This is a genomic window from Sediminibacterium sp., assembly GCF_051861365.1.
Classification (GTDB): Bacteria; Bacteroidota; Bacteroidia; order Chitinophagales; family Chitinophagaceae; genus Sediminibacterium.
In genome coordinates this window covers 43,688-59,740 of record NZ_JBHYCW010000021.1, presented here as the reverse complement: position 1 = coordinate 59,740, position 16,053 = coordinate 43,688, and the positions used below count along the sequence as shown (strand labels likewise).

Sequence of the window (16,053 nt, the reverse complement as noted above, 5' to 3'; positions counted from 1 at the left end):
ACTATTCGGGATGATTCTTAGTAATCATCCCTTTTTTTATGACATCTATTAAATATTTAGTCGGACAATAGTGATAAAAAATAAGGAACAGAGAAAATGAAGCACAATTGTCCCCTTTCTCTGTTCCTTATTCCTCTGTTTCTTATTTCTTAATTTAAAGCCCCAACTTCTCCACCGCCACTTGAGCAGCTACTTGTGAAGCGTCTTTTTTGTTGTAGCCTTTTCCGATAGCCAGCAGTTCGCCATCGAGCATAATGTGTATGGTAAACAGACGACGGGAGCCTTCCATTTTTTCATCGGCGAGGTCAAAAGAGAGTGTTTTGCCATTTTTACTGGCCCAGCCGATCAGTTTATTTTTCAAATTGATGTCTACAGACTCCAGATCATCCACAAACATGTGTGGTATTACGATCTGTTTCAATACCCAATGTTGTGTTTTTTCGTAGCCTTTATCGAGATAGACGGCACCTACCACTGCTTCGAGTGTATTACCAAAAATCTGACTGCCTTTGAGTGAGCTATCGAATTTGTTGTAGAAAGTTAGTTTGCGTAATCCCATCTTGAGTGCAATATCATTCAATTGCTGACGGTTCACCATTTTACTACGCATTTCGGTGAGAAAACCTTCGCCTTTATAAGGGTAACGTTTGAACAGATAGTCAGCCACCACTGCGCTCAATACTGCATCACCTAAGTATTCCAAGCGCTCATTGTTTTCTTCCGGTGTATCTTTTACAGAACGATGGCTGAGTGCTGTGCGGTATAACAAAAGATTACCGGGCTTTAATCCCAATACATTCTTTAGCTGAGCCTCGAATGAGGCGTCGGGTGAAGATGAGGAGAAAAGTTTTTTGAAAAACTGCACAAGTTATGCTGAATATTTTTTGACAATCACACAGGCATTGTGTCCACCAAAACCAAAGGTATTACTCAATGCTGCACGAACAGTTTTCTTTTGTGCCTGATTAAAAGTAAAATTCAATTTTGGATCCAATTCCGGATCATCGGTAAAGTGATTGATCGTGGGTGGAATGATATCATGGATCACGCTTTGGATACAAGCAATGGCTTCAATAACACCCGCAGCACCCAAACAGTGACCGGTCATCGACTTCGTAGCACTGATATTGAGGTTGTAAGCGTGTTCACCAAATACTTCCGTAATGGCTTTTGCTTCTGCACCATCACCCAAAGGTGTAGAAGTACCATGGGTATTGATATAATCAATTTCATCGGCACGCATCCCTGCATCTTTCAATGCTGCGAGCATTACATTACGTGCCCCGAGTCCTTCCGGATGTGGCGCGGTTAAATGATACGCATCTGCAGTAGCTCCACCACCAGCAATTTCACAGTATATTTTTGCACCACGTTTGATGGCATGATCATAATCTTCAAGAATCAAAGCACCTGCAGCTTCTCCCATCACAAAACCATCGCGATCTTTATCGTAAGGGCGACTGGCTGTTTTAGGATCATCGTTGCGTTCGCTCATGGCTTTCATGGCATTGAAACCACCGAGACCCGCTTCGCTGATCACCGCTTCGGCTCCTCCGGAAATAATGATATCTGCTTTACCCAATCGAATGGTATCCACAGCGCTGATGATGGCATTGGTACTGGATGCACAAGCACTCACCACCGCATAATTCGGACCACGGAATCCGTGGCGCATGGAGATGAGTCCGGCAGCAATATCCAAGATCATTTTAGGGATGAAGAAGGGATTGAAACGAGGTGTTCCATCGCCTTTGGCGAAATTGATCACTTCTTCCTGGAAAGTAGTCAACCCACCGATACCACTGGCGAAGATCACGCCCACTCGATCGATGTCGACATTGTCTTTGGAGATACCTGCATCGGTCACAGCCATTTCACTCGCAGCTATCGCCAATTGAGCAAAGCGGTCTGTTTTACGGGCTTCTTTCTTATCCATGAACTGGGTAGGGTCGAATCCCTTGATCTCACAGGCAAAACGGGTTTTGAATTTGGAAGCATCGAATAGTGTGATGTTATCAGCACCCGATACACCATTGATCAGACCTGTCCAATAAGAATTGAGGTCATTTCCAAGAGGTGTAAGGGTTCCTATTCCGGTAACAACTACGCGCTTTAATTCCATGTTCAAAACCTGTTTAAGTGAGCATCCGCCTTTTGTGGCCCGAAGCCGCAGAAAGGCGGATGCATGAAATTATTCCTTCAATAAATAGATGCTCTTACTTAGCGTGCTCTTCCAGGTAAGCAACGGCCTGACCAACAGTAGTGATGGTTTCTGCCTGCTCATCAGGAATAGAGATATTGAATTCTTTCTCGAATTCCATAATTAACTCCACGGTATCCAGAGAATCTGCACCGAGGTCGTTAGTGAAAGAAGCCTCATTGGTTACTTCGGCCTCGTCAACCCCTAACTTGTCAACTATGATTTTCTTTACTCTTGTTGCGATGTCTGACATTGTAAAAAGTTTTTGTTACAGCCGCAAAAATATACTTTTTGTCAAATAAGCAATCTTTTCCGGCATATTTGTTTCCACAACCGAAAACCTCTGTTTTTACCCCTTTTTATTGCTTTTCAGGCATTCTTTATATTAAAATGATTCTTATCTTGTATCCCCTTCCCCCTCTACTATGGCACTAAAACTCATTGACCACGGCTCCAAAGAATACCAGCAAATGGTAGAACTACGCTATCATATCCTGCGTAAACCGCTCGGACTCAGCTTTACCATGGAAGAACTGGAAAAGGAAAAGCATGAGATCCTTATTGGCTGTTTTGATGAAGAAAAGCTGGAAGGCTGCTGTATGCTCAAGGACGAAGGCAATAAAACCGTTCGTCTACGTCAGATGGCGGTGCTGTCCGGACTCCAAGGAAAAGGTATTGGCAGGGTATTGATGATGTTCGCTGAAAACATTGCCCGTGATCGCGGCTACAAACGCCTCACCATGCATGCCCGCGGCACTGCTGTTGGCTTCTATGAAAAACTAGGCTACAATATCTGCAGCGACGAATTCTTTGAAGTAACGATTCCGCATTATATCATGGACAAGACCCTGTAGGAATAGGAAATATGAAATAAGAAACATGAAATAAGAAATGAGAAAGTAGGTGTCATATTATCCTTTCTTATTCCTTATTTCCTGTTTCTTATTTCTCTGTTATCTTCTTCCTCAACATCCCTCTCAAATCATGCCGAAACTCCTCTCCCATGTTTTCTTTGGGAACAAGGAAGAAGGATTTACTGTCGAAATAGAGATGAAAGAAATGCGGACTTTCAAAATAGCGCGAGAACTTTTTCCAATCCCAGTCTACATAGCCACGTTCATTTTCTAAACGAATATGATCATCCGTGAAATCAATGATGAAATCGTCTTTGAATGTTTGTGCTTTTTTGTAGATATTATTTGGAAGGATATACCAGAAAGATGCCATTAACATGATCCAGATAAATGACCCCAATAAAAAGGGCTCAGGTCTGATCTTTTTAAAATAAAACAAAGCTGCCGCTGCAATCGCAAATACATTCACCAATACCATCAATACCCGAATCTCAGGCTTTTGTACAAAATGATAGCGCAGCGCTTGGATGACTTTCTTTTTATCGTAGGAAAAGCTGATTTGCATGGGGCAAAGATAGGGAGGGATGTCCGATCTCAGATCTCAGATCGCAGATGTCGGATTTCTGATGTCGGATATGGGATTTTTCACTTTAACATTCATCATTCAAAATTCTACATTCATTATTGATCCCCTCCCTTTTACCGTCATTTCAAGCGTGGCAAGAAATCTCCCACCTGCTAGGCTTTACTCTGGCAACATTATTGAAAAACTGTAACCTAAAATCAAGTATAAATACGGTAAAAAAAGAGCATTACAAAATGCATCTTGCTTGCTTAATTGTTCTACTCATTTATGATTTTATATAGAGCCATTTCAGATGCTGAAAAAGAGGATTTAGGAATTGATCAAAAATTCAGAACACAAATAAATACACTAGAAGCGAAGCAATTCTTTCGCTCCGAAATAGCTGTTTGGGAATACATTCAATTGGCTTCTATACGTCAGTTTATCCCACCATACACTTATACAGTATCGGTTTTCATAGATGATCATTGTTTTGAAAACCTCACATACGAACAACAAGTATTAGATGGACACGAAGCCATTAGCATTGAGAGCAACCACTTGTATAACTTCAATAAATGTGTTAACTTTATTGAAGTGTATGTTATCTAAAACGACCTATAATATCAAAGCTAAAATCTCATTGCTGCCCACCGAATTAGGCGGCAGAAAAAACCCAGTGTCAACAGGCTATCGTCCGTCACTGGCCTTCAACTCTATTCAGCACTTTTCAGGGGAAATTGAACTTTTAGATCAGCAACAAATTAAGCCGGGTCAATCAGGAACTGTATTGATTAAACTAATACCTGCGAAACACATACGCAAGAACCTCAAGTCTAATGACGCATTTACACTCAATGAAGGCAATAAAGCCGTAGGTTCCGGTATTATCATTACTGCTGAAAAGATAGGAACTGATACTTGATCTCAGATCGCAGATGTAGGATTTCTGATGTTGGATATGGGATTTTCACTTCATCATTGATTATTCATTATTCATCATTCATTATTTCCTCGCTCCCTTTTTTTCACTAATTTGATCATCCACACTTCAACTTCCTAAAACAACTTGCATGAAATCATTTTTTGCAAAGCTGCTTTTCCTAAATAATGGAGGGCGCTTTTATTTCAGTATTGTTTTTCTTTCCGCTTCATTCATGGTTCAAGCCCAGGGCACCAGACTGCTTCGTCAGCCGGATATCAGTGCCTCACAAATTGCTTTTGTGTATGGTGCTGATCTTTGGGTATCGGATCTGAACGGACAAAATGTTTTGCGTTTAACGAGTACACCTGCAGTGGAAAGCGAACCGCATTTTTCTCCTGACGGACAATGGATCGCTTTCACCAGCGACCGCAGTGGTAGCAATGCCGTGTATATGGTATCTGCCAAAGGTGGCGAAGCTACACGTGTTACCTGGCACCCCGCCAGTTCTGTGGCACGCGGATGGAGTAATGATGGAAAAAACATTCTCTATTCCTGTGAAAGAGAAACAGCTCCAACAGCACATATGCGTTTGTGGTCTGTACCGGCTACCGGCGGCCCCAGCAAACTACTCTCACGCCAATGGGGTAATGATGGATGTTATAGTCCGGATGGCACCAAACTCGTTGTCGATAAAATGGATCGCTGGGATGTAGAATGGAGAGCCTATCGTGGTGGACAAAACACGCCACTCATTATTTTAGACCTTGCCACACAAAGTGAAACGCTACTCCCGAATGATCGGACCATTGATATTCAACCATTGTGGTTGGGTGAACATATTTATTTTCTGAGCGACAGAAATGGTGGTGTTGCCAATATCTGGAGTTATCATACTGTTACCAAAGCATTGACCCAACTCACTTCTTTTAAAGGAGCAGATGTGAAATGGTTATCGGGCAATGGAAAAAAACTGATCTATGAGCGTGAAGGATGGTTGCACCAAATGGATCTGAATGGATCTAATAGCAAACAACTCACTGTTTCTGTTGTAGGTGATTTCCCATGGGCTGCTCCTCGTTGGGAAAATGTAAGCAATCGTATTGCACGTGCTAACTTGAGTCCAACAGGTAAAAGAGCAGTGATAGAAGCACGTGGTGAGATCTTTACGGTTCCTCTTGAAAACGGCGATGTTCGCAATCTCACCAAAAGCAGTAATTCGGCAGACAGAGCTCCGATCTGGTCGCCCAAGGGAAATGAAATTGCCTGGTTTACAGATGCAGGTGCTAAAGGTTACTCACTGGTAATCGCTCCACAAGATGGCATGGGTAAAACACGCAGCATCGCCATCGGAGAATCTAAAATGGCATGGACACCTACTTGGAGTCCGGATGGGAAATACATTGCTTTTGTAGACGATGACTTACGCATACAAGTAGTTGAACTGGCGACAGGTACCATCACTACTGCGGATGTTGGAGGTATCAATATTGAACGCGGTAGTATGGGCATCACTTGGAGTCCGGATGCACAATGGTTGGCTTATGCTAAAACCGGTGCCAATATGTTACGTGGTATCAAAGCATGGAATGTAAAAACAAAAACTATTCTCAATCTTACCGATCCATTTGCAGATGCTTTTTCACCGGCATGGGACAGAGATAATAAACACCTTTATTTCCTCGCCAGTACCGATGTTGCACTGGCCAGCGGTTGGGCCAATACCAGTTCACAAAATGCAAGACCGGAATATGAAGCTTATGTCATCAACTTAAGAAAAGCAGATCTCTCTCCTTTCAAACCCAATAGCGATGAAGAAGAAGTGAAAGCAGAAGAGAAACCCAAGACAGATAAGCCGGAAGAAAAACCAAAAACGGATGCAAAGCCTAAAGAAGATAAAGATGTGGTGATCGACATTGAACATATCGATCGTAGAACCATTCCACTACCTCTGCCTAAAAGAAATTACGGCGCTATTTATGCCGGTCCGAGTGGTAGCATTTTCATCAATGAATTTGTACCGAACAGACCTTCTGTTTTACACAAGTTCACACTGGAAAGTAAAGAAGCCAAAGAATTTACCACCGGTGCAGGCGGTATCAGTATTTCTGCGGATGGTAAAAAAATGTTGGCATTTCAACAAGGTAGCTGGAAAATTATTGCTACAGGTGGCCCAACAGGTGCTGATGCCAAAGCCTTGAAAACAGATCTGCGTATGTACTTGAATCGAGGTGAAGAATGGCAGCAGATTTTCAATGAAGCTTGGCGTTATGAAAGAGATTTCTTTTACGATCCGAATATGCATGGTCGCGATTGGGATGAAGTGTACAAACGTTATGCGCCACTGGTTCCTTTTGTAAAACACAGAGATGATCTGCGTTATATTTTGGACCAAGTAAATGGTGAACTCAGTGTAGGTCACAGTTTTGTGGGTGGTGGTGATTATCCTTCCACCGATATTGCAAGTGTTGGATTATTAGGTGCTGATCTGGTGATCGATAAAGGACGTTGGAAAATTGCTCGTATCTACACAACTGAAAGCTGGAATCCCGGATTGAGCAGTCCATTAGACAGACCCGGCATCAAAGTAGCTACCGGTGATTATATTGTTGGTATTAATGGCAAAGAATTAACCGCGAATGATGATCCTTATCAATTCTTGGATGGCACTGCCGATATTCAAACCGTATTACACATTAATAAAACAGCTGAATTTGAAAATCATTGGACAGAAATCGTAAAACCCATTCGCAATGAAACAGCATTGAGGCAAAGAGTGTGGGTAGAAGATAATAGAAGAATGGTGGATAGTTTAAGTGGTGGTAAGCTGGCTTATGTGTGGGTACCGAATACAGGTCAGCCCGGTTTTGTAAGTTTTAACCGTTACTATTTTGCACAACAAAATAAATTGGGTGCGGTGATTGATGAGCGTTACAATGGCGGTGGTTTATTGGATGATTATATGGTTGATCTGATGAATCGTTCTTTACGTGCTGCACTCACCAATGAAGTACCCAATGGAAAACCGATGCAATTACCTGCCGGCATTATGGGACCTAAAGTATTACTCATCAATGAACTGGCAGGTTCCGGTGGTGATTATTTCCCATGGGCATTCCGTCAACAGAAAGTAGGAGCTTTGATTGGCGCAAGAACTTGGGGTGGACTGGTAAAATCAAGTGTACACTATGCCATGGTAGATGGAGGTACTCTTACTGCTCCTGACAATGCTGTATTTGACCCGATCAACAGAAAATGGGTAGCAGAAAATGAAGGAGTAGCACCGGATATTGAAGTGAGACAAGATGCGCAATCCTTACAAGCCGGTAAAGACCCGCAGTTGGAAAGAGCGGTGAAAGAGTTGTTGCAGATACTGGGAAATAAACCTGCGACAGAAATTAAAGTGCCTGCTTATTCAACGCCGGCTAAGCCAAAGAACTAATACAATTTGTTTTGATTTCAAAAACGCCCTCAATGAGGGCGTTTTTGTGTCATCCCGACGAAGGAGGGATCTCCCACCTCCAACAGGTATCATCAAAACATCTCAACTTAAAACAACACCCAAGCGGATCAAAATGACAGGGTTACTATTAGGTTAGTAAACATGGATCAGGGTGACTGGTCTTTACTCCGTTACAAGTCCGCTACAAGTCCGTTATAAGTCCGTTATCGGTCCGTATTGCATACGGTATCCATTCGAGTTTCATTTGATATTCATCCGCCCTCCATTCTTATGACATCAACCCTCCCCTTAGGCATCAGCTTATCCTCCCCTTGTCTATCTAAGGCATTCGCTTTGACCCTTTGTTGCCGACGCGATCTGTGATCATAAGACTACTCAGGGTAATAAGCTCTTTAATTGTTCTGTAAGTAGTACATCCTTCAGAGTGTCTTCGAGCATTCTCGAAGACGCTCTGAAGGATGAGCGAGGGAAGTTAGAGGATGGTACGGCTGATGTCTTTACACTTCTTGGAAATATTACGAAAAAATGCTTTGTATTTTGGGGTGGGGTGGGTAGATTTACTACAATTCGTATTTGAATTCGTAAATCGTATTCAATTAGTGGCTTTATAAAAGAAATTGTTTAAATAAAAATCTATGGAAGATAAATTCAGAGTAGAATATTTTAGTTTTTCGGTTGAAGAAGAGACTGTTGAGCCTCCTTTTACTGATTTTATTTCCAAATACGATTCTCTAGAAAAATGGCTTACGGCAATTTGTAATGAAGAAAAACCCGTCCAAACTGACCTTGATTTTGTTTTTGGTCTTTTTGAATCTGATATTGATTTTACAGTCTACCTAACAGGCAATAAGGAATATCAGAAAAGTCAGTATAAATCAATCATAAAGATTGAATTTAAGCCAAAAGATATGTATTTCAATTTACCAAAGACCGACTATGATGGGCTGACAAGAGAGCAAGTTCGAAAAGAAGTTGCAGACAGACTTATTACTTTTTCGAAAACTCAAACATTTCTAAACTCATTCTTTGCTAATGCAGCAACAGTAAAAGTGTCATGGCAAATGAATACTATGTTAACATAGAGTTATTTGAGTTAGAAAAAATGAGTAATAACTTTTACAAAATCCTAAACCTTTCCAAAAGCTGAATTAAACGCCTTAATAAAAATGAACGCCCTATTCCACACCACAACAGCCCTTGGTATAGCCGTTCTTTTCACCCATACCAAAAGCAAGAGGCCATCTATTCCTACCAGCATTTTTGTATTCATGAGTGGCATTCTTTCGCATGGTATTTTAGATATTATTCCTCACTGCTACCCGATTCCCTCAAAGCTGCATGCCTCGCTTGGATTATTGATGAAAATAAGCTTTTCATTGACAATAACATTGAGGCTTATTGAACGATATTGTTAAATTTTCAAGTTGTACTTTCGGACAACTTTTGTATATTTGCCTTGTGCCGGGAAATAACAAATACCGAACCATCATTTTATATAAAAATTACTTTGAAGCGTTCTTTAAAAGGCAACGTCAAAAAGTTAAAGATAAAATCGTCTGGACTTTTGAGTTAATTGAAGACCTTCCGCAAATTCCGGAAACCTATCTTAAATATTTGGAAGGCACCGACGGGCTTTATGAGATTAGGGTACAACAAGGAAGTGATATATTTAGAATATTTTGCTTCTTTGACAAAGGAAAGTTGATTGTCATAACAAGTGGCTTTCAAAAGAAAACTCAGAAAACGCCAAAACAAGAAATCGAAAAGGCGTTAAAAATAAAGGAGGACTACTATGCTGAAAAAAACTAAAACTTTGACACTTGAACAGTTTAAAGAAAAACATTACGGAAAAAGAGGGAGTGCCAAAAGAGATCAACTGGAAAAAGGTTATCAAGAGTTCAAGTTGGGAACATTAATTTATGAAGCCCGATTGGAAAAAGGGTTAACGCAAGAGGAACTTGCAGAAAAATGCGGCACGAACAAAGCATACATTTCAAGAATAGAGAATGATTTAAAAGAGGTTCGCATTTCAACGCTGCGGAAAATTGTAGAAGTGGGTTTGGGCGGACAATTAAACCTCTCCATTAAACTTTAAGTTCGCTACAAAAAACAAAACTATTACCGATAGTGAGTTTGCTACAGTAAATAAGGACTATGCAAAAGTTGTTCACGATACTCTTTCTTTGCTTTATCCTGACACAAGTCTCTCCACAGAAACAGCGCAAAATGTCACTATACTTTGAAGGACAATACAACCAAACAATTGCTGATGTAACAAAAGGTAATAATCCTTGGGCAACGGGTTTGGGTTTGCAGCTATTCTTCCGACAACAATCAATTTTCAAGCCGACCATTGAATTCACCGCCGACGCCTATCTCATGGACGATAAAGTATATAGAGGGTATCTTGATGGTACACCGGTCGGGTCTTTTAGAGATATGGTTAACCTTTTTACAGGTGTATCAGTACATCCCATTCCCAATGCTTATGTTTCGTTTTTAGCCGGACCTAGTTTTATCGGTAGTCAGACCCTTTTAGGGTTAAAACCTTCATTGGGCTTTTATTTTTCTTCCAAACAAAAGGTGACCGGCAAAATTTCTTATATCAATATACTTGAAAGAGAAGCCAGGGCAAAACAAAACTTCACATCTATAAGCATTGCTTTAGGAGTGAAATTGTATTAATGTCAGTAATAACTTTTGAAAGTTGCAGAACTTTGCAAAAGTTGAATAATACATTTGTGTCATGAATAAACGTCAGTGGCTGCTTCTTTTCTGCAGTAATCTACTAATAGCAATAGTTATTTTATCTCCATTCTTTCCCGGTCCAAGTTCTCTAAGTACTATTACCAATACTATTTATACACTCTTACAATTTGCAAGCCTTTTTTTAATCCTTACCATACCAGTAGGACTTGTAATAACTATCTATCAAATCATTAAGAAAGAAAAGATGTCTTTATCATTTATGTTACTATGGATGCTTCCTGCTACCAGCTTTTCTTTTACACTATGGGGTGCAGATGCAGCCAGAAATTTCAGTAGAAAGATTGCCATCCAAAATGCTTCTCCCATTATTCAAGCCATTGAAACTTATTATCAAACCCACAAGCAATACCCTGATCAGCTTTCAGATTTGAAACCTGCTTTTTTAAAACAGGTACCATCAACCGGTGTAATGGGTATCGCAACATACCAATATGAAAAAAGAGACAGTAGTTTTGCGGTCATTTTCACTCAAAATGTATTAGCCGGATTCAACAAGGAAATTGTTAGTTACGATCCAAGACACCAATACTCCACTGATGATTCTTTGAATCAGGTTTATCCTGCGGGTAAGGATAAGTGGCAGTATTATATCCTCGATTAGATTCGTGATTTATAGGCCGCAGATTTTTTATGATGATTATGATTGGCGCTGATAGGATACTACTATCATAATCAATGATAAAAATCTGCGTCCCATCCTCCCCTTCATCATTCATTATTCACCATTCTTCTGTTCATCATTCAAAGCGCAATCGTTTTCGGAAAAAATACTTGACTGTTAGACTAGTACAGCTCACTGAAAGCAGTTAATTTACAAGACTAACTAACTGCTTGCCATGCACATCACTAAACCCCGTTTGAGTTTCTGGCAGATCATTAATATGAATGTCGGGTTCTTTGGTATCCAATACAGTTTTGGATTGCAACAAACCGCTGTCAACCCGCTCTATAGTTTTTTACACGCAAAACCTGAGGACTTACCGCTTTTAAATCTCGCCGGACCCATGACAGGCTTACTCATTCAACCTATTATTGGTGCATTGAGTGATAAGACCTGGCATCCTCGCTGGGGACGTCGTAAACCTTATTTTTTAATTGGTGCCATCTTCTGTAGCCTGTGTTTATTCGCATTTCCATTCAGTCGTGCTTTGTGGATGGCGGTAGGTTTACTATGGATATTGGATGCTGCCAACAATACGGCAATGGAACCGTATCGTGCCTTCATCGCCGATAAATTACCTGCCAGTCAACGTGCACTTGGCTTTCTCACACAAAGTTTTTTTACCGGACTCGGTATTACGCTAGCTAACTTATCCTTATTCTTTTTCCAAAAAGTAATAACTGGCGAGTCTACCACTTCTGACGGACAAAGCGGTATTCCCTACTGGGTATATGGTTCTTTCTTTGTTGGGGCCGTGTGTTCCATCGTATCGGTAGCATGGTCGGTGATCAAAACACCTGAAATACCTCCCACAGCAGAAGAACTCGCTGCATTGCGGGCTGAACACAAAAGTTTTCTCACACCTTTCAAAGAAATATTTTCTTCCATTGCACATATGCCCAAAACCTTGTGGCAACTGGCATTGGTGTATTTATTTCAATGGTATGCCATGTTTTGTTATTGGCAATTTATTTCGCATAGCATTGCCCGTTCCGTATGGAATACCAGCTCTGAAGAAAACTCTAAACTGTATGAAGAAGCAGTAGGATGGACAGGACTCGTCAATGGCTTTTACAATATTGTAACTTTTTTATCCGCATTCGGATTGGTATGGATGGCTAAAAAGTTTGGTGCTAAAAAAGTGCATGTGATCTGTTTGACCATGGCTTCGTTGGCACTCTTTATTTTACCTTTTATTCAGGATAAATATTTACTCTTTATTCCCATGATCGGTTTTGGTATCGCCTGGGCGAGTATGATGGGTGTGCCGTATATCATGGTAGTGGGCAGTATTCCCAAAGAAAAATATGGCGTGTATATGGGTATCATCAATATGATGATCGTAGTGCCGATGATCATTCAAACACTTTCCTTCGGATATATCTATCAAAACTTCTTGGAAAGCAATCCTGCAAATGCTATTCTGTTTGCGGGTGCCCTTCTCCTCATCGCCGCAGTTGCTACCACGCGTATGCGGGTTGAGAAAACAGAAGAAGAGATAGAGGTTGCGATGGGAAGTGGACATTGAGGCGTGAATTTTGAATTGTGAATGGTAGATATCAAGCTTATAATTCACAATTGACAATTCACAATTGACAATTCACAATTCACAACATGAAAATACTTTGTATTGGAGAAGCATTGATCGATATGATCTGTACGGATAAGGGCAGTTCTTTGTCTAAGGGTCAGCACTTTTTGAAAAAGCCGGGTGGCGCTCCCACCAATGTAGCTGCTGCAATTGCTGCTTTAGGAGGTAATGTTGAACTGGCTGCAAAAGTGGGCAATGATCCTTTTGGCAAACAGCTCATCGATGTGATGCAGGAATTCGGTGTATCTACTCGATGGATGTTACAAGATGCTAACGCCTTTACCACTTTTGCATTTGTATCCTTGATGGAAGACGGTGAACGTGATTTCGTGTTCAATCGCGGAGCAGACGGACAACTCAGCAGAGAAGAAACAGATGCCATTCCATTGGATGAAGTCAATATCATTCATTTTGGATCGGCCACCGGTTTTCTTCCCGGACCTTTGCAAGCTGCTTATCAAGGTATGCTACAGAAAGCATTGATGCAGGATACAATATTCATCAGTTTTGATCCAAACTATCGTCATCTGTTGTTTCCCAACGAAACACAAACTTTTATTGATCAGTCTTGGAATTTCTTACAATCCTGTCACTTTTTCAAACTCAGTGATGAAGAAGCCATGCTGATAACGAATACCCATTCAGTAACAGATGCTGCACAGATATTATTAGATAAAACCAATGCTGTATTCACCATTACATTAGGTAAAGAAGGAACTTTACTAGGATTGAAAGGTAAAACGGAAATCATTCCCAGCATTCCTGTGCAACCCGTAGACACTACAGGTGCGGGTGATGCATTTGTGGGTGCAGTGTTGTATCAGTTACGTGAAAAGGATTTAAGAAGCATCATACAATTATCACATTCAGAATGGAAACAAATCATCCAAAATGCCAACAAAGCCGGTGCCCGAACCTGTGAGTACCTAGGGGCGATGGAAGCGTTTAAGCATTTGAGTAGCAGTATATTTTCGTAAGCTACTAGTTACTAGCTTCTAGCTGCTAGTTAACTGAACAAATAGATTTTAATATTTAATAACATGCTAGCAGCTAGAGGCTAGTAGCTAGAAGCGACTTAATGTACAACTTCTCCCTCCACCAACGCATCTCCCGCATTTGCACTCAGGAAAAACTTTCCTTATCGGGTGATGATTTGCAATTTTATACGCGCTTGTGTTCGAATGCGACTGCTATTGATAGTTTGTATCAGTCGTTGTACAGTAATCATTTAATGGCGGATGCATTATTTGAAAAATTATTATTGACACTCATCCACAATCATCAAAATCGTTCTGCTGCTTTGCGGAAAAGAGATCTGGATAAAGCATCAAAGGGCGCTTGGTTTTTGAGTAATGAGATTGCCGGAATGAGTTTGTATGTAGATCGCTTTTGCGGTACACTGAAACAACTGCCAGAAAAATTATCCTATCTCGAATCACTAGGTGTAAACTTTTTACACCTGATGCCGGTGTTTGAAAGTCCGGAAGGAGAAAGTGATGGTGGTTATGCAGTATCTAATTTTAGAAAAGTAGATGAGCGTTTTGGCACACTGGAACACCTGCGAATTGTTCAGCAAAAAATGTTGGACAAGAATATGTACCTGATGTTGGATATTGTATTGAACCACACTTCTCATCATCATGAGTGGGCGGTGAAAGCCAAGAAAGGGGATCCAATATATCAAGAATACTTCTACATGTATGATGACCGTACAATACCCGATCAATTCGATGCTACCATGCCTGAAATATTTCCCGAAACTGCACCGGGAAGTTTCACCTGGTGTAAGGAAGCCAATAAATGGGTGATGACGGTTTTTCATCAGTATCAATGGGATTTGAATTATACCAATCCCGCGGTACTGATTGATATGTTGGATACTATTTTATTCTATGCCAATCTAGGTATTGATATTCTTCGCATCGATGCCCCTGCTTTTATTTGGAAACAATTGGGCACTACCTGTCAGAATCTACCTCAAGCACATGATATACTACGATTGATTCGTCAGTGTGTACAAGTGAGTGCCCCGGGAATGGCTTTATTGGGTGAAGCCATTGTTGCACCCAAAGAGATCATGAAATATTTTGGTACCGATTTGTATACTGCACGTGAATGCGATGTGGCTTACAATGCCACACAAATGGCTTTGCAATGGGATGCATTGGCAACAGGTGACACACGTGTGATGTTGGCGGCACAACAAGATCTATTACAAAAACCTTATGGCTGTACGTGGATCAGTTATACACGTTGTCATGATGATATTGGGTTAGGATTTGAAGACAGTTCCATTGCGGCTGCCGGTTTCAATGCCTATGAACATCGGAAGTTTTTAAAAGATTATTATTCAGGTGTTCATCCCGGCTCGCCTGCCTCGGGTGCTTTATTTTCTGTAAATCCTAAAACACAGGATGCACGTATCAGTGGATCACTCGCTTCTTTATGTGGATTGGAAAAAGCCTTGGAATCGAAAAATACATCTTTGATCGATATTGCTGTTAAGAAGATTTTATTGATGCAAGCGCAAAGTTTTTTTGTTGGCGGTATTCCCATGTTATTCTATGGCGATGAAGCCGCTTATACCAATGATTACAGCTATTTGAATGATCCCGGAAAGAGTTATGATAACAGATGGATGCATCGTCCATTGATCAATTGGGAGAAGAATCAAAAAACGACTGAGGTTGGTACCATAGAGCATCGCATTTTCAGTGGTACCCAAAAGTTATTGAAACTAAGAAAACAATTACCGGTAACCGCAGATCATAAAAATATCCATTGGATCACGCCGCATAATATTCATGTATCCGGTTTCATTCGCTCATTAGGCGATGAACACTTGTATTGCCTTTTCAATTATAGTAATAAAGCAGCTTATCTTACCTGGTATGCTTTTAAAGAGCAAGGCTTTGGGATTAAAAATTTATACGATCACTGGAATGAAAAAAGACACCTAGTTGGTGCTGACTATGAATACTTAATCGTTGAACCTTACTCGTTTTGCTTGCTTGAAACTGTAGTATAG

Annotated in this window: 16 protein-coding genes; 12 read left to right on the top strand and 4 right to left on the bottom strand. The window is 40.7% G+C overall.

Annotation, left to right across the window (positions count from 1 at the left end):
- Positions 1–154 precede the first annotated feature (154 nt).
- From rnc to ACTIEV_RS10705, 3 genes are all read right to left on the bottom strand, one after another.
- Positions 155–865 (bottom strand): ribonuclease III, encoded by a 711-nt coding sequence (gene rnc, locus ACTIEV_RS10715; protein WP_322196959.1) that lies wholly within the window; start codon positions 863–865, stop codon positions 155–157.
- A gap of 3 nt (positions 866–868) precedes the next feature.
- Positions 869–2,122 carry a beta-ketoacyl-ACP synthase II gene (gene fabF / locus ACTIEV_RS10710; protein WP_322196960.1) on the bottom strand — a complete coding sequence of 418 codons (1,254 nt, stop codon included), beginning with the start codon at positions 2,120–2,122 and terminating at the stop codon, positions 869–871.
- A gap of 94 nt (positions 2,123–2,216) precedes the next feature.
- A complete protein-coding gene (locus tag ACTIEV_RS10705) occupies positions 2,217–2,453 on the bottom strand; it encodes an acyl carrier protein (protein ID WP_026751146.1) in 237 nt (78 codons plus the stop codon).
- Positions 2,454–2,625: 172 nt separating this feature from the next.
- Between ACTIEV_RS10705 and ACTIEV_RS10700 the strand changes: the two genes are divergently transcribed.
- The gene (locus ACTIEV_RS10700) at positions 2,626–3,054 is read left to right on the top strand and encodes a GNAT family N-acetyltransferase (RefSeq protein WP_322196961.1); all 429 of its coding nucleotides are present in this window, start codon (positions 2,626–2,628) and stop codon (positions 3,052–3,054) included.
- An 88-nt stretch (positions 3,055–3,142) separates the two neighbouring features.
- Here ACTIEV_RS10700 and ACTIEV_RS10695 read toward each other — a convergent pair whose 3' ends face one another.
- Positions 3,143–3,619, bottom strand: coding sequence for a YcxB family protein (locus ACTIEV_RS10695; RefSeq protein WP_322196962.1), 477 nt, complete (start codon positions 3,617–3,619; stop codon positions 3,143–3,145).
- 288 nt (positions 3,620–3,907) lie between these two features.
- On the opposite strand from ACTIEV_RS10695, the gene ACTIEV_RS10690 reads away from it, so the two are divergent.
- The 11 genes from ACTIEV_RS10690 (at position 3,908) to ACTIEV_RS10640 (ending at position 16,053) form a co-directional block, all read left to right on the top strand.
- A complete protein-coding gene (locus ACTIEV_RS10690; RefSeq protein ID WP_322196963.1) occupies positions 3,908–4,231 on the top strand; it encodes a hypothetical protein in 324 nt (107 codons plus the stop codon).
- Positions 4,221–4,544 (top strand): hypothetical protein, encoded by a 324-nt coding sequence (locus ACTIEV_RS10685; RefSeq protein ID WP_322196964.1) that lies wholly within the window; start codon positions 4,221–4,223, stop codon positions 4,542–4,544. The genes ACTIEV_RS10690 and ACTIEV_RS10685 overlap by 11 nt, the downstream gene beginning before the upstream one ends.
- Before the next feature lie 148 nt (positions 4,545–4,692).
- Entirely contained in the window at positions 4,693–7,983 is a 3,291-nt protein-coding gene (locus tag ACTIEV_RS10680) for a S41 family peptidase (protein ID WP_322196965.1), read from the top strand.
- A gap of 656 nt (positions 7,984–8,639) precedes the next feature.
- Positions 8,640–9,086 (top strand): hypothetical protein, encoded by a 447-nt coding sequence (locus ACTIEV_RS10675; RefSeq protein WP_322196966.1) that lies wholly within the window; start codon positions 8,640–8,642, stop codon positions 9,084–9,086.
- Between the two features lie 376 nt (positions 9,087–9,462).
- Positions 9,463–9,813, top strand: a complete 351-nt coding sequence (locus ACTIEV_RS10670; protein WP_322196967.1) for a type II toxin-antitoxin system RelE/ParE family toxin — start codon at positions 9,463–9,465, stop codon at positions 9,811–9,813.
- The gene (locus tag ACTIEV_RS10665; RefSeq protein WP_439516447.1) at positions 9,797–10,099 is read left to right on the top strand and encodes a helix-turn-helix domain-containing protein; all 303 of its coding nucleotides are present in this window, start codon (positions 9,797–9,799) and stop codon (positions 10,097–10,099) included. Before ACTIEV_RS10670 ends, ACTIEV_RS10665 begins: the two co-directional genes overlap by 17 nt.
- A 131-nt stretch (positions 10,100–10,230) precedes the next feature.
- A complete protein-coding gene (locus ACTIEV_RS10660; RefSeq protein ID WP_322196969.1) occupies positions 10,231–10,689 on the top strand; it encodes a hypothetical protein in 459 nt (152 codons plus the stop codon).
- A 268-nt stretch (positions 10,690–10,957) separates the two neighbouring features.
- Positions 10,958–11,374, top strand: a complete 417-nt coding sequence (locus tag ACTIEV_RS10655; RefSeq protein WP_322196970.1) for a hypothetical protein — start codon at positions 10,958–10,960, stop codon at positions 11,372–11,374.
- A 235-nt stretch (positions 11,375–11,609) separates the two neighbouring features.
- Entirely contained in the window at positions 11,610–12,962 is a 1,353-nt protein-coding gene (locus ACTIEV_RS10650; protein WP_322196971.1) for an MFS transporter, read from the top strand.
- An 86-nt stretch (positions 12,963–13,048) separates the two neighbouring features.
- On the top strand, positions 13,049–14,002 hold the full coding sequence (locus ACTIEV_RS10645) for a carbohydrate kinase family protein (protein ID WP_322196972.1): 954 nt from the start codon (positions 13,049–13,051) through the stop codon (positions 14,000–14,002).
- A gap of 101 nt (positions 14,003–14,103) precedes the next feature.
- Positions 14,104–16,053: an amylosucrase gene (locus tag ACTIEV_RS10640; RefSeq protein WP_439516446.1), complete on the top strand. Its 1,950-nt coding sequence runs from the start codon at positions 14,104–14,106 to the stop codon at positions 16,051–16,053.